Source organism: Streptomyces sp. NPDC017991 (genome assembly GCF_044328075.1).
Taxonomy (GTDB): domain Bacteria; phylum Actinomycetota; class Actinomycetes; order Streptomycetales; family Streptomycetaceae; genus Streptomyces.
In genome coordinates this window covers 282400-300983 of the sequence record NZ_JBIRGP010000010.1, presented here as the reverse complement: position 1 = coordinate 300983, position 18584 = coordinate 282400, and the positions used below count along the sequence as shown (strand labels likewise).

17 protein-coding genes are annotated in these 18584 nt (G+C 71.4%); 9 read left to right on the top strand and 8 right to left on the bottom strand.

The annotated features are described in order from the left end of the window. Nucleotides 1-58 precede the first annotated feature (58 nt). On the top strand, nt 59-1336 hold the full coding sequence (locus tag ACH4DZ_RS28800; RefSeq protein ID WP_398290274.1) for a streptophobe family protein: 1278 nt from the start codon (nt 59-61) through the stop codon (nt 1334-1336). Between the two features lie 30 nt (nt 1337-1366). Then, a complete protein-coding gene (locus ACH4DZ_RS28795; protein WP_398290273.1) occupies nt 1367-2014 on the top strand; it encodes a class I SAM-dependent DNA methyltransferase in 648 nt (215 codons plus the stop codon). Nucleotides 2015-2085: 71 nt separating this feature from the next. Here ACH4DZ_RS28795 and ACH4DZ_RS28790 read toward each other — a convergent pair whose 3' ends face one another. The 5 genes from ACH4DZ_RS28790 to mgrA all read right to left on the bottom strand — a co-directional run bounded on the left by ACH4DZ_RS28790 (nt 2086) and on the right by mgrA (nt 8541). Next, nucleotides 2086-3039: a serine/threonine-protein kinase gene (locus ACH4DZ_RS28790; RefSeq protein ID WP_398290272.1), complete on the bottom strand. Its 954-nt coding sequence runs from the start codon at nt 3037-3039 to the stop codon at nt 2086-2088. Then, entirely contained in the window at nt 3039-4139 is a 1101-nt protein-coding gene (locus ACH4DZ_RS28785) for a hypothetical protein (RefSeq protein ID WP_398290271.1), read from the bottom strand. The genes ACH4DZ_RS28790 and ACH4DZ_RS28785 overlap by 1 nt, the downstream gene beginning before the upstream one ends. 19 nt (nt 4140-4158) lie before the next feature. Continuing rightward, nucleotides 4159-6495, bottom strand: a complete 2337-nt coding sequence (locus ACH4DZ_RS28780; protein ID WP_398290269.1) for an FHA domain-containing protein — start codon at nt 6493-6495, stop codon at nt 4159-4161. Between the two features lie 78 nt (nt 6496-6573). Further along, on the bottom strand, nt 6574-6984 hold the full coding sequence (locus tag ACH4DZ_RS28775) for a hypothetical protein (protein WP_398290268.1): 411 nt from the start codon (nt 6982-6984) through the stop codon (nt 6574-6576). A 564-nt stretch (nt 6985-7548) separates the two neighbouring features. Further along, a complete protein-coding gene (mgrA, locus tag ACH4DZ_RS28770) occupies nt 7549-8541 on the bottom strand; it encodes an L-glyceraldehyde 3-phosphate reductase (RefSeq protein ID WP_398290267.1) in 993 nt (330 codons plus the stop codon). 113 nt (nt 8542-8654) lie between these two features. On the opposite strand from mgrA, the gene ACH4DZ_RS28765 reads away from it, so the two are divergent. The 6 genes from ACH4DZ_RS28765 to ACH4DZ_RS28740 all read left to right on the top strand — a co-directional run bounded on the left by ACH4DZ_RS28765 (nt 8655) and on the right by ACH4DZ_RS28740 (nt 14488). Next, nucleotides 8655-9566, top strand: a complete 912-nt coding sequence (locus ACH4DZ_RS28765; RefSeq protein WP_398290266.1) for a LysR family transcriptional regulator — start codon at nt 8655-8657, stop codon at nt 9564-9566. A 446-nt stretch (nt 9567-10012) separates the two neighbouring features. Further along, a complete protein-coding gene (locus ACH4DZ_RS28760; RefSeq protein ID WP_398290265.1) occupies nt 10013-11731 on the top strand; it encodes an ATP-binding protein in 1719 nt (572 codons plus the stop codon). 124 nt (nt 11732-11855) lie between these two features. Further along, nucleotides 11856-12275, top strand: a complete 420-nt coding sequence (locus ACH4DZ_RS28755; RefSeq protein WP_398290373.1) for a roadblock/LC7 domain-containing protein — start codon at nt 11856-11858, stop codon at nt 12273-12275. Continuing rightward, nucleotides 12272-12628, top strand: coding sequence for a DUF742 domain-containing protein (locus ACH4DZ_RS28750; RefSeq protein WP_398290264.1), 357 nt, complete (start codon nt 12272-12274; stop codon nt 12626-12628). Before ACH4DZ_RS28755 ends, ACH4DZ_RS28750 begins: the two co-directional genes overlap by 4 nt. Further along, on the top strand, nt 12609-13226 hold the full coding sequence (locus ACH4DZ_RS28745) for an ATP/GTP-binding protein (protein WP_107019020.1): 618 nt from the start codon (nt 12609-12611) through the stop codon (nt 13224-13226). Before ACH4DZ_RS28750 ends, ACH4DZ_RS28745 begins: the two co-directional genes overlap by 20 nt. Continuing rightward, nucleotides 13223-14488: a cytochrome P450 gene (locus ACH4DZ_RS28740; protein WP_398290263.1), complete on the top strand. Its 1266-nt coding sequence runs from the start codon at nt 13223-13225 to the stop codon at nt 14486-14488. Before ACH4DZ_RS28745 ends, ACH4DZ_RS28740 begins: the two co-directional genes overlap by 4 nt. Nucleotides 14489-14633: 145 nt before the next feature. On the opposite strand, the gene ACH4DZ_RS28735 is transcribed toward ACH4DZ_RS28740, so the two are convergent. The 3 genes from ACH4DZ_RS28735 to ACH4DZ_RS28725 all read right to left on the bottom strand — a co-directional run bounded on the left by ACH4DZ_RS28735 (nt 14634) and on the right by ACH4DZ_RS28725 (nt 17701). After that, nucleotides 14634-15860, bottom strand: a complete 1227-nt coding sequence (locus ACH4DZ_RS28735) for a cytochrome P450 (RefSeq protein WP_398290261.1) — start codon at nt 15858-15860, stop codon at nt 14634-14636. Between the two features lie 284 nt (nt 15861-16144). After that, on the bottom strand, nt 16145-17242 hold the full coding sequence (locus tag ACH4DZ_RS28730; RefSeq protein WP_398290260.1) for an adenosine deaminase: 1098 nt from the start codon (nt 17240-17242) through the stop codon (nt 16145-16147). 48 nt (nt 17243-17290) lie between these two features. Then, nucleotides 17291-17701: a VOC family protein gene (locus tag ACH4DZ_RS28725; protein ID WP_398290259.1), complete on the bottom strand. Its 411-nt coding sequence runs from the start codon at nt 17699-17701 to the stop codon at nt 17291-17293. Nucleotides 17702-17867: 166 nt separating this feature from the next. Between ACH4DZ_RS28725 and ACH4DZ_RS28720 the strand changes: the two genes are divergently transcribed. Beyond that, nucleotides 17868-18578, top strand: a complete 711-nt coding sequence (locus ACH4DZ_RS28720; RefSeq protein WP_398290258.1) for a dienelactone hydrolase family protein — start codon at nt 17868-17870, stop codon at nt 18576-18578. Nucleotides 18579-18584 lie beyond the last annotated feature (6 nt).

Here is an 18584-nt window from a genome sequence, read left to right as displayed (position 1 = left end):
CCGACGCGGTCGGCCCTCCCGGCAGGCGCGCCGCCACAGGCCTGCCTAGCGTGACAGCGTGAGCTTCTCTACAGCCCCTGACCAGGCGGTGTCCCGGCACGGCTGGGTCCAGGCCCTGGCGACGGTCCTCGCCGGGGTGATCGCCATGCTCGTGGTCGCCGCGCTCGGACTGTGGGCGGCGGGGGCCGCCGACCTCCCCGGCGGCGCGTTCCCGCGGGTCGTCGCCGCGACGGTGGTGACCGCGGTCGGCGGTTCGGTGCAGTTCGCCGGGAACGCCGGAGCGGTCGCCGAGACCCGCGTGGGGCTGACGGCGCTTCCGCTCTCGGTGACGCTGACCGGAGCCCTGGTCGTCGCCGCCGGTTTCCTGCGGCCGTTGCGCCACCGGGCCGTCGCGGGCGCGCCCGAACTGGCGGGTTGGGCCGGCCGCATCGCCGTCCTGTGGCTGCTCGCCCTGACCGCACTGGCGCTGTCGGCCCGCCGGACCTTCGCGGTCTCCCCCGGTGAGGGCAGGCTCTCCGACCTCGGCGATCTGTTCGGCGCCTCCTCGCCGCGGGTCGGGTTCGAGACCGATGTACCGGTGACGCTGGCCTTCGGCCTCCTGTGGCTGGCCGGTGTCCTCGTCCTCGCGCTGCTCGTCTCGCCCGGGGCGCCGCTCCCGCCCCGGCTGCTGCGCTTCCAGGAGTCGGTGCGGCCGGCCGCGTACGCCATGGTCGTGCTGCTGCTCGCGTACGTCGCCCTGGGGGTGGTCATCGCGCTGGTGGTGGCGGTGACCCGGGGGCATGCCGCCCAGACGCTCGCCGTGGTGCTCCTCGGGCTGCCGAACCTCGTCTGGCCCGTCTTCACGATCGGTCTGGGAGCGACCTGGGACGGCCGGGTCGAGGGACCGTTCGGGCTGCCGATGCCGCAGGTGCTGGACCGTGTGCTGCGTACGCCGGACCTCTCGACCCTGAATCTGAGCACGCTCTCGGAGCAGGACGGCAGGGTGTGGTGGCTCGTGGTCGTCGACGCGGCGCTCCTGCTGGCCGTCGCCTTCCTGATGGCCTCGCGCTCCCCGGCCCGGACGCGTGCCTGGCGCCACGGCCTGCACATGGCCGTCGCGCTCGCGCTCACGGTGCTCACCGTCTGCCTGCTCGGCCGGATCGACGCGCACTACGGGCTGTCGCTGTTCGGCATCGGGGACCTCGGCGGCGGACTGTCCGGCGAACTCTTCCTGCGACCGCGGCTGTGGGGCGCGCTCGGTCTCGCACTGCTCTGGGGCCTGGTCACCGGCTTCCTGGGCGCGCTGCTCGCCTCCCGTACGCGTCATCACGGCGAGTTGGAGAATCCGAGGGACTGAGGACCGCGAGCCGTACTACCGTACGCATCCATGATCGAGCCGGACTTCCTTCACACCACCCGAACGGCCTACGACATGTGGGCCGGCCGTTACGCCGAGCTTTTCGCCGACGGGCTGGAGGACTTCCCGCTGGACCGGGCGATGCTCGGCGCGTTCGCCGCCTTCGTACGTGCGGACGGCGGCGGTGGCCCGGTGGCCGACCTCGGCTGCGGTCCGGGCCATGTGACCTCTCTGCTGGACTCGCTCGGCCTGGACGTGTCCGGCATCGACCTCTCTCCGGAGATGATCGCCCTCGCCCGTGCGGCCCGTCCGGACCTGCGGTTCGAGGTGGGCTCGATGACCGCGCTGGACCTCGCGGACGGCGAGCTGTCCGGGGCGATGGCCCGCTACTCGATCATCCACACCCCGCCGGAGCAACTGCCCGGCGTGTGCGCGGAGTTCCACCGCGTACTGGCGCCGGGCGGTCATTTGCTGCTCGCGTTCCAGGCCCACGACGACCCCTCGGAGCTCGCGGAGTCCTTCGACCACAAGGTGGCCCTCGCCTACCGCTGGTCCCCCGACCGCGTGGCCGACCTGCTGACAGCGGCGGGCTTCACGGAAAAGGCCCGCCTCGTCAGGGCCCCCAGGGAGGACGAACGCCAGTTCCCCCACGCCCACTTGCTGCTCACCAGGACCTGACAGCCCCGACCCGAAGGGGGCGCGGGGAACCGCGCGACAGGCCCCCCCGGCCCGCACCCGACGATCGACGCCTACAGGCCCCCGGCCTCGGGAAACACGGGCCGAGCCCACTCCGGAGGCAAGGGCGGAGCCCAAGCCCGCTCGGGCTCCCCCACCACCGCCGCCCGCAACGCCGCCACGAACGCGAGACAGGACCCGTACCGGTCATCGGGGCTCTTGGCGAGAGCCTTCGCCAGGACGTCGTCGACGCCACCGGCGAGATCGGGCCGCTTCCCGGACACCGCCGGCGGCACGTCGTACTGGTGCGCCCACAACAGCGCCATGTCGTCGTCGCGCTGGAACGGCGGCCCGCCCGCCAGGGTCTCGTACACGACACAGGCGAGGCTGTAGACGTCGCAGCGGCCGTCGACGGGACGCCCGGAGATCTGCTCGGGTGCCACGTAGTCGAGCGTGCCGACGAACTGGCCGACGGTCGTGAAGCCGGTCAGGGACAACGACTTCTTCGTCAGCCCGAAGTCGGTGAGGTAGACGTGCTCGGGGTGGTCGTTGTCCGTGCCCGCCGCGACCAGGATGTTGCCGGGTTTGACGTCCCGGTGGACCAGCCCGTGGTCGTGGGCGGCGTCGAGCGCGGACGCCACCTGGACGGCGATGCGGGTGGCCGTCGTGACGGCCAACGGCCCCTCCTTGTCCAGGAGATGACGCAGGTCGCGGCCCGCCACGTACCGCATGGCGATGTAGAGGACACCGTCCGTCTCGCCCGCCTCGAAGACCGGCACGATGTGGGGGTGGTCGATCGCGGCGGCCACGCGTGACTCGTAGGTGAAGCGTTTGCGGAACGTGTCGTTGCGGGCGAGTTCCGGGGCGAGCAGTTTCAGGGCGACCGTGCGGTCGAGGCGCAGGTCCTTGGCACGGTAGACGACGGCCATGCCGCCCCGGCCGACCTCGCGCTCGATCCGGTAGCCCGCGATCTGCCTGCCGATCAGCTCGGAGGGTCGCCCCGAGTGCGGACCCGTGTCGTACGCCATCACTCGTCACCGTGACCGGCACTGTCGCCGTCACCCGTGACAAGCCGGGTCGGGGCATGCCGGATCCCCTCCTGACCCTCGGGTGGCTCCGGCCCCGCGTCTGCCACACCCCGGCCAGGTTCCGGCTCACCACCCGGCACGGCTCGCGTCGACTCGGGCCCGTCCTCCCGCACGCCCCGAGTGCGCTCGGGGCCAACACCCCGCACGTCTCGCACCGGCCCGGCCTCGGCACTCCGCACGGCTCGCGTCGGCTGCGGCCCGCCCTCCAGCCCGCCCGGCGGTGGCTCGGGTCCGCTCCCCGGGGCGCCTTGAGCCGACTGCGGTGCGACCCCCCGCTCGACATGAGGCAGCTCCGGCGCGGCACTCCGCGCGCCGCGTGTCGGTTGCGGCTCGGGGGGCCGCGCGAACGGTGCGGGGTCGGGCCCCACGCCCCGCACGACCTGCGTGGGCGCGTGGCCGCCCGCGGCGGGCGGTGCGGGGCCGGTCGTCGCTGGGCCGGTCGCCGCGGGGCCGGAAGGGGACGCGGTGCCGGACGGGCCGGGACCGGGCCCGGCGGGTGGCTCGGGCGGAGCCCCGGCAACCGGTGGGTCCAGGCCCCCCACCGCCGCGGACGGCGGCTCCCGCGTCGCGTACGTGCTCACGCGTGTGCCGTCGCAGTACACCCACCGTTCGTGCTCGGCCTCGTACAGCCAGACCGCCTCCCCCTCCACGACGATCCCGACCCGCGTCCCCGTCGTCAGGTCGTGGAACGCCTCCCGGTCGAGGCGGCCGGCCGCCAGATCCTCCACGTGCTGCCGGTAGCGGCGCAGTGTCTCCTCGACGCGGGCCAGCAGCGGACGCGGGTCGGCGGTGCGGGCGAGCGGCTGTCCGGCGGTGGGCGGGTCCTGCGGGACGGCCACCAGCAGCCGGCCGTCGACCCACGCGGACCAGCCGTTGGCGCAGAGGACGTGCCCCCAGTCGCCGCGGCGCTCCATGAGCCGGACCGGCAGGAGGGCGTCGAGGGGCACGGTGGGCCGGGCCGGGTCGGGGGCGTCCCAGGCAGCCATGCCGTCCCGCGGCACCACGTGGGTGGGGCGGAATCCGGGAGTTGTCGTCGTCATCGCGTCCGGCTCCCCCTTCCTACTTCCGCATGACCGCGGGTTCGTGCCGTCTGAGCAGCCGGAACACGAGGTAGCCGAAGACGGCCGAGAGGACGACGAGCATGCCCATGTTGAGCAGCCACACACCGGCCGAGTGCCGGAACAGCGGGTCGGCCGTCAGCTCGCCCGGCACGAGCCGGGCCAGTCCTACGGTGCCGGCCATGGCGCCGAGCGCCCAGCGCGACGGCACCAGCCACGACAGCTGTTCGATGCCGGGGACACCGTCGAGTTTGAGCAGCGCGCCGCAGAACACGACCTGCACGATGGCGAGGAGCACGAGCAGCGGCATCGTGACCTCCTCCTTGCGTACCAGCGCGGAGACGAGGAGCCCGAGCATCATCGCGGTGAAGGCGAGCAGCGCGACGGCGACCGTGATCTCGACGAGGGGCGGCAGGAGGACTCCCTCGCCGCCGGGCGCGTTCAGGTCGACGCCGAACAGGGCCACCAGGGTCAGGACGACGGCCTGGAGCACGGTGACCGTGCCCAGAACGACGACCTTGGACATCAGGTACGCCGATCTGGACAGGCCGACGGCCCGTTCCCGCTGGTAGATCACCCGTTCCTTGACCAGTTCGCGCACGGCGTTGGCCGCGCCCGTCAGGACTCCGCCGACGCAGAGGATGAGCAGCGCGTTCATCGCCGTCTCCTGCGTGAGCCTGCTTCCCGCCAGGGCCCGGGCCATCGCTCCCATCACGAAGGGCAGGGCGATCATGATGGCCAGGAAGGTGCGGTCGGCGCCGAGAGCCGCCGCGTACCGGCGTACGAGTGTGCCCAGCTGCGAGCCCCAGCTCTGCGCCTTGGGCGGCCGGGGGAACGTACCGGGTGCGGGTGCAGGCTGCGGGAGGCGCGGCTGGGTGGAGGAGTTCACGATGTACCGGCGGTGCTGGACCGACGCGCGGTAGTCGCCGGCCCAATCCCGGTCGCGGTCCCGTTCGAACGCCTCGAACGCCTCCGGCCACTGCTCGTAGCCGAAGAAGGCGAGCGTCTCGTCGGGCGGCCCGTAGTAGGCGACCTTTCCGCCGGGCGCGAGGACGAGCAGCCGGTCGCAGACGTCGAGGCTGAGCACACTGTGGGTGACGACCACGACGGTCCGCCCGTCGTCGGCCAGTCCGCGCAGCATGTGCATCACGGAGCGGTCCATACCGGGGTCGAGGCCGGAGGTCGGTTCGTCGAGGAAGAGCAGGGACGGCTTGGTGAGCAGTTCGAGGGCCACGCTGACGCGTTTGCGCTGGCCGCCGGAGAGGCTGTGGATGGGCTGCTCGGCACGTTGTTCGAGACCGAGTTCGCGGATGACCTCGTCGACGCGGGCCCTGCGCTCGGCCTTCGCGGTGTCCTGGGGGAAGCGCAGCTCGGCGGCGTACGTGAGGGCGCGCCGCACGGTGAGCTGGGCGTGCAGGATGTCCTCCTGCGGTACGAGGCCGATGCGCCGGCGCAGCTCGGCGTAGTCCCGGTAGAGGTCGCGGCCGTCGTACAGGACCGTGCCCCGGTCGGCGGGCCGCTGCCCGGTCAGGGCGTTGAGGAGCGTGGACTTGCCCGCGCCGCTGGGCCCGACGACGGCCAGCAGGCACTTCTCGCCGACGGGGAAGGAGACCCGGTCGAGGAGCGTCCTGCGGCCCCGGTCGACGGCGACGACGAGGTCCTGCACGTCGAGCGAGACCTCGCCGGTGTCGACGTACTCCTGGAGCTGGTCGCCGACCAGGCAGAACGCCGAGTGGCCGATACCGACGATGTCGCCCGCGCCGATACGGGCCCGGGTGACGGGCTGCCCGTTGAGGAACGTGCCGTTGTGGCTGCCCAGGTCGACGATCTCGTACGTCCCGTCCGGCAGCGCGCGCAGCTCCGCGTGGAGCCGGGAGACGCCGAGGTCGTCGACGACGAGGTCGTTGTCGCCGCCGCGGCCGATACGGAACGTGCGGGAGGGCAGTGGCCGCACACTGGTGGGCTGCCGGAAGGTGCCGGTCGCGGCGGGCAGGGAGACGGCCGAGGGCCGTTCGGGGGCGGGCGGGGCCCGGTCGGCGAGCACGGCGCACGGGCCGTCGGCGGGGGCGCCGAAGCGGATGACGCTGCCGGCTCCGACGTCCCACTCGTGGACGCGGCGGCCGTCGGCGTACGTACCGTTCGTGCTGTTCTCGTCCTCCAGCGTCCAGTGATCGGTGCCCGGCCGCAGGACCGCGTGGTGCCAGGAGACCCGGGCGTCCTCGATGACGATGTCGCAGAGCGGGTCCCGGCCGACGTGGTACGCGTGGTCCGGGGTCAGCACCGTGGAGCCCGTCTCCGTTTCGAGGACGAGTTCGGGCACCGCAGACCGCTCTCCCATGCCTGAATTCTAGCTATTCGTCCACATACGCGCCTGCTGCGGGCGCGTAGCCCGGGCTACCGGAGGAGGGATGCCGGTTCAGGCGGCCGGGACGGACAGGAGGGGCAGGGTCCGCTGCATCCGCAGGGCGTCGACCGACTCCGCGAGCAGTTCGTACTCGGTGGTCTCGTCGCTCGTGGCGATGCGCACCAGATGCCCGGCGGCCAACTCCTCGGCGGCGAGCGCCTGTTGCGCGTCGTCGCCGCACCACCTGCGCAGCAGGCCGGGCACATCGGGGCTCGTGCCCGCGACGGGGGCCATCGAGTTCGGCGGGAAGTAGGGGGCACCCGGGTCGGGATCGAGGCGCTCGGCGATCCAGGACGCCCGGTCCCGCAACCACCACATGGCCAGGGCGAGCGTGGGCGCCCGATAGGTGCCGAGTGGTACGCCGACCCACATTCCGCCACAGACCCCGTACGCGGTGACGTGGCACAGGAATTCATCGTGCACGATCACTCCCCATCGCATCCGCCGCCGCCTGTCGGCCTCTCTTTCCCGCGGCTCGTTCCGGCGTGCACCGTGGCGCTGTTCCGAGGAGTGGTGAAGGGTGAATTGCCCTAGCCTTTGAGTATCGCCACTCCTGACACAGTGTCACCATGTCTTTCCGGCCAGTCTCCTGGCATATTCGAGGCCCTGCGTGGCCGAAACGGATGGGCTGTACGGGATCCGCCCCCGGCGGCGCGCGTCACCGGCTTCGACGCCATCACCCTGCCCGGGGACGGCCGGCTACGGAGCGTATCCGGCACCCCCGACCGGCCACCCACGACGGGGCGCCCCGGATCCGGCACCCCCTCCCACCCCGCCAAGGGGCGCGGGGAACTGCGCGACCAACCCCCACCGAACCCACAGCCAACCCACACGCCCCACCCCCCAAGGGGCGCGAGGAACTGCGCGACCAACCCCCACCGGGCCCGCCGCCGAACCACCACGCCCCACCCCCCAAGGGGCGCGGGGAACTGCGCGACCAACCCCCACCGGGCCCGCCGCCAAACCACCACGCCCCCAAGCGGAGCGCTACCCGTTGACGAGCCCGTCGATCCGGTCGAGCTCCTCCTGCGAGAACTCCAGGTTCCCCGTGGCAGCCACACTGTCCTCCAGCTGCTGCGGACTGCTCGCACCGATCAGCGCGGACGTGACCCGCCCACCCCGCAGCACCCACGCCAGCGCCATCTGGGCGAGGGACTGCCCGCGGGACTTGGCGATGTCGTTCAGGGCGCGCAGGTCGGCGACCAGCTCCTCGGTCAGTTTGTCCGCGCTCAGGAAGGGGCTGTCGCTCGCGGCCCGCGACCCCTCCGGGATCCCGTCCAGGTAGCGGCCCGTGAGAAGACCCTGCTCCAGCGGCGAGTAGGCGATGGACCCGATCCGCAGCTCGTCGAGCGCGTCCAGGAGCCCTTCCTCCTCGGGGCGCCGGTCCAGGATCGAGTAGCGCGGCTGGTGGATGAGGAGCGGGGTGCCCAGCTCGCCGAGGATGCGGGCGGCCTCACGGGTCTGCTCCGGCGAGTAGTTCGAGACACCGACGTACAGCGCCTTGCCCTGCTGGACGGCCGAGTGCAGGGCACCCATCGTCTCCTCAAGGGGAGTCTCCGGGTCGGGGCGGTGCGAGTAGAAGATGTCGACGTAGTCGAGGCCCATGCGGTCCAGGCTCTGGTCGAGCGAGGACAGCAGGTACTTGCGCGAGCCCCACTCCCCGTAGGGGCCCGGCCACATCAGGTAGCCGGCCTTGGAGGAGATGACCAGCTCGTCGCGGTACGGCGCGAAGTCGGCCTTCAGCGCCTCACCGAGGGCGGACTCGGCGGCGCCGGGCGGCGGCCCGTAGTTGTTGGCCAGGTCGAAGTGGGTGACACCCAGGTCGAACGCTCGCCGCAGGATCGCGCGCTGCGTGTCCACCGGCCGGTCGGGGCCGAAGTTGTGCCACAGGCCCAGGGAGAGGGCGGGCAGCTTCAGGCCGCTGCGTCCGGTGCGCCGGTAGGGCATGTCCGCGTAGCGGTCGGTGTGTGCGGTGTACAACACGTTCTCCAGAGGGGTCGGTACGGAGTGGACCGCTGTCCACTCTCGCCTGCCCCACGGACAGCGGTCCAACAGGAGAATCGGATGGGATTCAGCGGATACGCTTCTCAATCATGGAATTGCGCCACCTTCAGCACTTCGTCGCCGTCGCCGAGGACCAGCACTTCACCCGGGCGGCCGAACGCCTCATGGTGTCGCAGTCCGGCCTGTCCGCCTCCATCCGCGCGCTGGAGCGCGAGCTGCGCGCGCCCCTGTTCGTCCGCACCACCCGCCGGGTCACGCTCACGGAGGCCGGGCGGGCCCTGCTGACCGAGGCGGAGCGGATCCTGGCACAGGTCCGCGCGGCCCACGACGCGGTGGCCGCCGTACAGGGCGTGCTGCGCGGCACGCTCTCGCTGGGCACCGAGCAGTGCATCGCGGGCGTGCACGTGGCCCCGTTGCTCGCCGAGTTCCGCAGACGGCATCCGGACGTGGAGATCCGGCTGCGGCAGGCCGGCTCGGGCGCGCTCGCGGAGGACGTCGCCGCGGGCCGGCTGGATCTGGCGTTCGCGGTGACGACCCGCGCCGACACGGAGCAGCTGCGCAGCCTGCCGCTGACCCGTGAGCCGATGACCGTCGTCTGCCATCCCTCGCACCGGCTGGCGGGCGGCGGTCCTGTCACCCCGCACGAGCTGGGCGGCGAGGCCTTCGTCGACTTCCACCCCGACTGGGGGCCGCGCCGCACCACCGACGCGGCCTTCGCGGCGGCACGGGTGCAGCGCACGGTCACCCTGGAGGTGAACGATGTGCACAGTCTGCTCGACCTCGTCGAGGAGGGCCTCGGCATCGCCGTCGTACCGCGTCACTTCGCCCACAAGCGGCCGGCCCTCCCGGCCTTCCCGCTCAAGGCCGACACCGAGACGCCGTACGAGACGGTCGCGATGCTGCCGCCGCCGGAGGCGACCAGCCCGGCGGCGAGGGCCTTCATGTCCCTGCTCGACACGGACGCCCTGGCACCGGCCCACGACGGGCCACACCACTCTTGAACCAACCGTCACACCGTGCCGACAGTCGGATCATCGGCCAGGATCAGCGGCTAGTTGGCCGAAAATGCACCCCCGGATTCGAAGGTGACGAGGGCTCGAACACGGCTCGGGAGCGGCAAAGCGCATGAAAATGCCGACTGCCGCATGTCAGCGTCCGGTTGACGGCAACTCAGTTCATCTACCACACAGACGTTTCGAGGTAGCCATTTCCCGACGATGTGAAGTCATCGGGGGGATGAGACCCCTGCCGGGCCCTACAGCCAGGTCCGGTGACTAGCATGAGCGACGCGCTTGATCCGGAAGGCGGCCTACCACCTTCCGTGTTCCGGGCGCTGTCTCACCTGTGGACGTACTCCTGCTCGCACGGACCGAGGGACCGCGGAATGCCAGTGCCTGCTCGCCCCCGTCAGCGCCGATCTGCGCAGAGGACGGGTTCCACTCCGGTCATGTTCCCCGCGGTCCTGGTCGTCACGGCCGCGGGTGCCGGAGCGGCCGTCGGCCTCGCTCCCGAGGGAGCCCGCCCCTGGGTGGCGGGCACGGCGGTCGCCGCCTGGGGCTGCATAGCCGCCGTCGTCGCCTTCACCGCCGCCCGGTTGCGCAAGGCCCACCGCCAGACGGTGTCGCGGACCGGCGAACTGGAGATGACCAAGAACAACTGGAGCCAGCACGGCGCCGAGACGGACCAGTTGGTCAACGTGACCCTGCCGGCGGTGGCCGAGCAGCTGAAGAACGGCGCCGGCGCCGACAAGGTCCTGGCCGGTCTGCCCACCCCCTCCGACCCGTATCTGCGCCGGATGCTGCACGTCTTCACCACCGAGGTCGCCCAGTCCGTACGGCGGACGACCGACGCGCAGTCGGACCTCGACATGATGCGCCGCGAACTGGCCAAGGGGACGCAGGAACTTGAGCGTCTGACCAACGACACCCTGCCCGCCGCGGTGTCCCTCCTTCGCGAGGGCAGTTCGGCCGACACCGTGCTCGCCAAGCTCGACTGGCCGACCAACCCGCTGCTGCGCTCCCCCGCGGAATCGTTCATCCGTGAACTGGCGTACAGCGAGCGCCGGTCCGCCGCCGCCCAGGCCGCCTCCGCGAAGGCGCTCAGCCGGGTCCAGGCCAAGACCGTCGGCATGCTCGCCGACCTCCGGGACATGCAGGACCGGCACGGCGGCGAGATCTTCGGCGACCTGCTGCGGCTGGACCACAGCACCTCCCAGCTGGGCCTCATGACCGACCGGCTCGCCCTGCTGATGGGTGGTCGCTCCAGCCGCGTGTGGAACAAGCCGATCGTCATGGAGAGCATCCTGCGCGGCTCCGTCGGCCGGATCGCCGCGTACCGGCGGGTGCGGCTGCACAACTCAAGCAAGGCCTCCATCGCGGGCTTCGCCGCCGAGGGCGTGATGCACCTGCTGGCCGAACTCATGGACAACGCCGCCAACTTCTCGCCGCCGATCGACGAGGTCCACGTGTACGTGGAGGAGCGCAGCGCCGGTCTCGTCATCACCATCGAGGACAGCGGACTGAAGATGTCCGACGCCTCCATGCGCCGGGCCGAGGAGTCGGTGTCGGGCCAGGTCACCGACCTCGCCTCACTCCAGGGCACCCGGCTGGGCCTGAGCGTGGTGGGACGGCTCGCCGCCAAGCACGGCATCAGCGTCAACTACCGCCCCTCCTCGCGCGGCGGCACCGGCGTCGTCGTCCTGCTGCCGCCCCAGCTGGTGGCGCAGCAGCGCGAGCCGGTCGGTCCCGAGCGTCCGCGCCCCGGCGCGGACCTCCCGGCCGCCGCACCCGCCGCCGTACCGGCCGCGCCACCGGCCCCCGCGCCGATCCCGGCAGAGGAATCGTTTCCGGTACGCACTCCGCAGGCGACCGCGCCCGTGGACGAGGCGCCCCCGGTCGACATCCCCCGCCGGCGCGGCGCGGCCACTCCGGGCGGACTACCGGTCCGGGCTCCCGGCCGCACCATGGCCGAGGCGGAACGGGGCCGGTCGAAGACCGCTGCCGAGCCGTCCAAGGCGGAGCCCGACGGGGACGGTCCGGCGCGCGACGCCGGAAGCCGGTTCGGCGCCTTCCACCGCGGCCGGCACGCCGGAGGGGCCGCCGACGGCTCCCCCGCCGCTCCCGGCGAGGACACCGGGCCCGGGACCGGGCCCGGGGCGGGCGGCTAGAGCGCCCGGCCCTTCGCACAGTTCAGAGCTCCGCAAGCCCACCCCGCACTGATTCGCCGCACCCCGTTGGATTGGAGGAACGAGCCGGGTGACCACCGACTGGTCAACACCCGGCCCGCCCATCATGGAGACCACTGACAACAGCCTCACCTGGCTCTTGATGAACCTCTTGGAGCGCACGCCGGGCACCCGCCACGCACTCGTCCTGTCCCGGGACGGTCTGAAGCTGTGCTGGACGGAACACCTGACCCTCGACCAGGGCGACCAGCTGTCGGCGATCTGCTCCGGCATCCAGGCTCTCGCGCAGGGCGCGTCCATGGAGTTCGGCGACGGAACCGGCGGTGTCCGGCACTCCATGACCGAGTTCCACGGAGGCCTCCTGTTCATCGTCGAGGCCGGCCAGGGCGCGCACCTCGCGGTCGTCGCCGAGGAGAGCGCCGACCCCGGCGTCGTCGGTCATCAGATGACCGAGCTGGTGGAGCAGATCGGTGACCATCTGCGGGCCGAACCCCGTACCCCCGTCATCAGGGGTGCCTCGGCGTGAGCCGCAAACCCGTGGACATCGGCGACCCCGACCGGCTCTACACGGTCACGGGCGGACGCAGCGAAGCCGATGACGCCTTCGACCTGGTCACGCTGATCGTCAGTGAGTGCGAGCCGGCCGCCGGGATGCAGTCCGAGCACGTCCGGATCCTTGAGATGTGCCGACACCCGACGGCACTCGTCGAGGTCTCGGCGGAGCTCAAGATGCCCATCACCGTCGTACGGATCCTCCTCGGCGACCTCCATGCCATGGGCAAGGTGAGCGCCCGTCACCCCCGCGCGGCCGATTCCGTCGCGGCCCTCCCCGAAACCGCCCTGCTGCAGGAGGTGCTCCATGGGCTCCGCAACCTCTGAGCTGCCCGCCCAGCGCACGCCGCTGGCCGATGCCGCCGAGACCGGACTGAAGATCGTCGTCGTGGGCGGTTTCGGCGCCGGCAAGACCACCCTGGTCCGCTCGGTCAGCGAGATCCGGCCGCTGAACACCGAAGAGGTGATGACGCAGGCGGGGCAGGGCGTCGACGAGACGGCGGGTGTGGAGCGCAAGACCACGACCACCGTCGCCTTCGACTTCGGGCGTATCAGCCTCAACCAGCGGATGGTGCTCTACCTGTTCGGCGCACCGGGCCAGGAACGCTTCTGGTTCCTGTGGGACCGGCTGTTCTCCGGGACCCTGGGCGCGATCGTCCTCGTCGACACCCGGCGCATGGAGGACTCCTGGTACGCCATCGACAGGCTCGAACACCACAAGACGCCGTTCGTGGTGGCCGTCAATCGTTTCGACGACGACGAGCAGCGGTTCTCGCTCGACGAGATCCGGCAGGCACTCGCGCTGGGCGACCATGTGCCCATGGTCGACTGCGACGCGCGGGTCAGGTCGTCGGGCAAGGAAGTCCTGATCACTCTCGTGGACCACCTCTACGCACTGGCCCTGTCCCAGGAGGGAACGTCGTGAGCGACACCACCGGCTCCCGTTCCTCGAACACTCCCCCACCGGGCTGCCCCGCGCACGGTTCCGCCGTGCAGCTGGGCGGCCTGGAGTACCAGCAGACGCCCTCTCAGCTCTACCGCACGATGCGCAGGGACCACGGAGCGGTGGCTCCGGTCTTCCTCGACGGGGACATCCCGGCCTGGCTCGTCCTCGGTTATCCCGAGGTCAGCTATGTGACCAGCCATGACGAGCTGTTCGCGCGGGACTCCCGGCGCTGGAACCAGTGGCCGAACATTCCGGCGGACTGGCCCCTGATGCCGTTCGTCGGCTACCAGCCGTCCGTGCTGTTCACCGAGGGTCCGGAGCACCAGCGCCGGGCCGGTGTCATCACGCAGGCGCTGGAGGGGGTCGACCAGTTCGAACTGGCCCGCGAGTGCCAGTCGATCGCCGAGCAGCTGATCGCCTCGTTCGGCGGCAGCGGGCAGACCGAGCTGATGGGCACGTACGCGCACGCCCTGCCGGCCCGCGCCGTGCTGTGGATGTGCGGTATGCCGCAGGGCAGCGCGGACACCGAGCAGCTCGTCGACGACCTGCGGATCTCGCTCGACGCCGGTGAGGGCGACGACCCGGTGGCCGCGTACATGCGCGTCGGGGCGCGCATCATGCAGCTGGTGAAGGAGAAGCGGGACCGGCCGGGGCCCGATGTCACCTCACGGATGCTGCAGGACCCGGCGGGGCTCACCGACGAGGAGATCGTGCAGGACCTGATCTCCGTCATCGCCGCGGCCCAGCAGCCGACCGCCAACTGGATCTGCAACACCCTGCGTCTGCTGCTGACCGACGAGCGGTTCGCGGTCAACGTCTCCGGCGGCCGGGTCAGTGTCGGCGACGCGCTGAACGAGGTGCTGTGGCTGGACACGCCGACCCAGAACTTCATCGGCCGCTGGGCCGTGCGCGACACCCAGCTCGGCGGGCGGCTCATCCGCGAGGGCGACTGCCTCGTCCTCGGCCTCGCGGCGGCCAACACGGATCCGCAGATCTGGCCCGAGTCGCATGTCGGCGCGGAGAACTCCTCGCACCTGTCCTTCAGCAACGGCGAGCACCGCTGCCCGTATCCGGCGCCGCTCCTCGCGGACGTGATGGCACGCACGGCGGTGGAGACCCTTCTGGAGCGACTGCCCGACCTGGTGCTGGGCGTCGATCCCTCGGAGCTGACCTGGCGTCCGTCCATCTGGATGCGCGGGCTGAACTCCTTGCCGGTGCAGTTCACTCCGGCGGTGCATTAGCGCTCCGCCGGGTGCGGTGTGTGTCTGCGGGCGCGTCGGGGCTGGAGCGCAGTTCCCCGCGCCCCTTCGGGGCGCAGCCGATCGGAGTGCCGTGTGCCCGGAATCATCCTCGCCGATTCCGGGCACACGGAGTTCATGGGGGTGGTCAGGTGCCGGCCGGGGTGAAACGTACCGGCAGTGACTGCGGGCCCCGGGTGAAGACGCCCTGCTCCACGGGGTCGAAGCCGTCGGCGAGACGCAGGTCCGGCATGGCGTCGAGCAGTTGGTTCAGACCGATCTCGACCTCCGCCTTGGCGAGCAGCGCGCCGACGCAGAAGTGCCGGCCCAGCGCGAACGCGAGGTGGTCGGCCGCGGCCGAGAACGCCGAGGTCGTGGTGAGGTCGTCCCGGAAGATGTCGAACCGGTCGGGGTTGCCGTAGCGGCGCTCGTCCCGGTTGGCGGCTCCGATGAGGCACGTCACCGTGGCCCCCTGCGGGATGGTGCCGCCGGACACCTCGACCTCGGTGGCCGACTGCCGCATGATCATGTGGACCGGAGGGGTGTAGCGCAGCGTCTCCGCGAAGGCCGCGGGGATCAGGCTCCGGTCCTCGTGGACCGCCGCCAACTGCTCGGGATGCATCAGCAGGTTGGCGAGGATGCTGGCGATCGCCTTGTCGGTGGTCTCCCCGCCGGCGGCGAGCAGCAGGCTGCAGAACGCCTTGATGTCCTCGTCGGTCATCCGGACACCGTCGACCTCGGCGGCGCAGAGCGTCGACAGCAGATCGTCACCCAGGTTGTCGCGCCGGTCGCGGATGATCGGGATCATGTACTCGGCGAACTCCCGGCGGGTGCGCTCACCGGCGGCGGTCACCTCAGCGTCACCGGAGAGGTTGCCGAGGAAGGCGATGACGGCGGTGTACCAGCCGTGGAAGCGGGCGTGGTCGGCCTTGTCCAGGCCCAGCATGTCCGCGATGACGTTGACCGGGAACCGGGTGGCGTAGTCGCTGACGATGTCGGCCGAACCGGTCTCGCGGAAGGCGTCGATGAGCGCGAGCGAGTTGCGCTCGATGACCGGCAGGAACTTCTCCTGGAGGTCGCTGCCGCGGAACGCGGGGGCGACGAGTGCGCGCCGCACCGCGTGCTCACGGCCGCTGAGCTGGAGGATCGTCTTGCCGTGGACCGGCTCCAGCTGCCAGTCGTAGTTGCCGGTCGTGAACTCGGACTTCTTGTCCTTGAAGACACGTTCGACGTCGTCGTAGCGGGAAATGATGTAGCTCTGGGTGGCCTCGTGCCAGATCAGGGGATTTTTCTCCCGCATCGCCGCGTACGCGGGGTAGGGATCCGCGGCGAACTCGGGAGAGAGGATGTCGGGCGCCTGCTGGGCAGTGGACACGGAACTCCTCGTGTTGGATGCGTGCCGTCGAGGAACAGGTTAATGATCTTTCGATGGCTCAAACAGTCCAGTCCTGGCCGAAGTTGAACGCCTGACCTTCCTGCCCCGCGGGTACCTCCCGATCGTGCGTTCCGGCGGATTCGCCCGCAAAATCCGAGCCTTTTGGGCCGCTATGCCGGAAATTTGAGATCGTTCCGCCGCCGGGACAGCGGCGGTCCGCTCCGCGACGAACCGCCGCTCCCGGAAGGGGCGAAAACTTTCGGCCACGACTCATTCGACACGTGTCAGCGCGACCCGAGGTCGTACCCCGGCAGGACCACGTCCCGGATCAGCGCGTTACGCTCGTCGAACGGGATGAACGCGCTCTTGAGGGCGTTGACCGTGACCGTGCGGAGGTCGTCGAGGGTCCAGCCCGCCTCGTCGACGAGCAGGGACATCTCGCGGGTCATCGTCGTGCCGGAGACCAGCCGGTTGTCGGTGTTGAGGGTGACACGGAAGCCCAGGTCGCGCAGCCGGGTGATGGGGTGCTCCGCGATCGAGGTGGCCGCACCGGTCTGGAGGTTGGAGGTGGGGCACATCTCCAGGGCGATCCGGCGGTCGCGTATCCACTCGGCGACGCGGCCGAGCTTGCCGTCCACGATGTCGTCGGTGATCCGGACGCCGTGGCCGATGCGCTGGGCTCCGCAGACCTGAAGTGCCTGGTGGATGCTGGGCAGGCCGTGGGCCTCACCGGCGTGGACGGTGAACGGGACGTTCTCGACGCGCAGGTGCGCGAACGCGTCGAGGTGGTCGGCGGGCGGGAAGCCGTCCTCGGCGCCCGCGATGTCGAAGCCGACGACACCCGCGTCCCGGAACGCCACGGCCAGGTCCGCGATCTCGCGGCTGCGGTCGAACATCCGCATCCCGCACAGCAGCGTGCCGACCCGGACGGGCGTACCGGCGGCCGACGCCTTCGCCGTACCGGCGGCCAGGCCCTCCTGTACGGTCTCGACGACCTCGGGCAGGGTGAGCCCGCCCTTCAGCATCAGCTCGGGGGCGTAGCGGACCTCGCCGTAGACGACGCCGTCCGCGGCGAGGTCGAGGACGTACTCCTCGGCGGTGCGCAGCAGGCCCTCGCGGGTCTGCATGACGGCCAGGGTGTGCTCGAAGGTGGCGATGTAGCGGACGAGGTCGCCGGAGTTGGCCGCCTCGTAGTACCAGGCGGCGAGCGCGTCCGGTTCGGTGGCGGGGAGGGTGTGGCCGACCTGGCCGGCGAGTTCGACGAGCGTCGCGGGGCGCAGGCCGCCGTCGAGGTGGTCGTGCAGGACCGCCTTCGGGAGCCGGCGGATGGTGTCGGCGTCGAGACGGAGATCGGTGCTGGAGTCGTTGCGGGGCACGGTCATGCGGTGTTCCTCGGCAGGTTCTCTGGGTGCGGGACGGGTCGGGGCGGACTACTGGGCGGTTCCGTCGCGGGCGGCCGGCTGCAGCAGGTCCCACCGGTTCCCGTACAGGTCCTGGAAGACGGCGACCGAGCCGTACGTCTCGTGCCGCGGCTCCTCCAGGAAGGTCACTCCGGCGGCGGTCATCCGGGCGTGGTCGCGGGCGAAGTCGTCGGTGTGCAGGAAGAAGCCGACCCGGCCGCCGCTCTGGTCGCCGACCCGTTCGCGCTGTGCCTCGTCCTTGGCGCGGGCCAGCAGGAGTCCGGTGCCGTGTCCGCCGGTGTCCGGCTCCACGACGACCCAGCGGGACCCGTCGGGTCGCGGGGTGTCCTCGGCGAGCCGGAATCCGAGTGCCTCGGTGTAGAAGCGGATCGCGTCGTCGTAGTCGTCGACGACGAGGGTGACCAGGGCAACGCGTCGCATCGGGGCCTCTCCGGGGATTCGCGGCAGCAAGGGGCCGGCGGTAGGGACGGACAGTGAGGGTTATACGTAACACGCGAGGATACGCCATCGCCGGGGGGTCGCCTGCCCGCGCGGCACCCGCCTCCTGCATGCTGGAGGCAGGATCAAGCGACAGGAGTGACACACCATGTCCGAGACGCCCAGGTCGACCGGGGCACCCGCCCATCAGAACGTCACCTTCCCGAGCGGCGGCACCACCGCGCACGGTTACCTGGCACTGCCCCCGGCCGGCCGGGGGCCCGGTGTCATCGTCATCCAGGAGTGGTGGGGGCTGACCGACCACATCGCCGACGTCACCGAGCGTCTGGCGAAGGAGGGCTTCGTGGCGCTGGCCCCGGATCTCTACGGCGGCAACGTCGCCCATGACAGCTCCGAGGCGTACCGCATGATGCAGGAGCTGCCCGTGCCGCGCGGTGTCGAGCTGCTGTCCGGCGCCGTCGACCATCTGCTGGCCATGCCGGAGGTCACGTCCGAGACCGTCGGCTCGGTCGGCTTCTGCATGGGCGGCGGTTTCGTCCTCTACCAGGCGGCCACCGACCCCCGCGTCCGCGCCGCCGTCCCGTTCTACGGGGTCATCCAGGGCGAGGCCCCGGACTTCTCCGGCCTCAGGGCCCAGATCCTGGGCCACTACGGCGAACGCGACTCCGCCATCCCCGTGGACTCCCTCACCACGCTCGGCGAGACCATCCGCGAGCAGTCCGGCATCACCCCGGACCTCCGCGTCTACCCGGCCGACCACGCCTTCTTCAACGACGGCCGCCCGGAGGTCCACGACCCCGAGTCGTCGGCGCGGGCCTGGCAGAGCACGGTCGAGTTCCTGCACGCGCAGCTGGGCTGAGCGTCC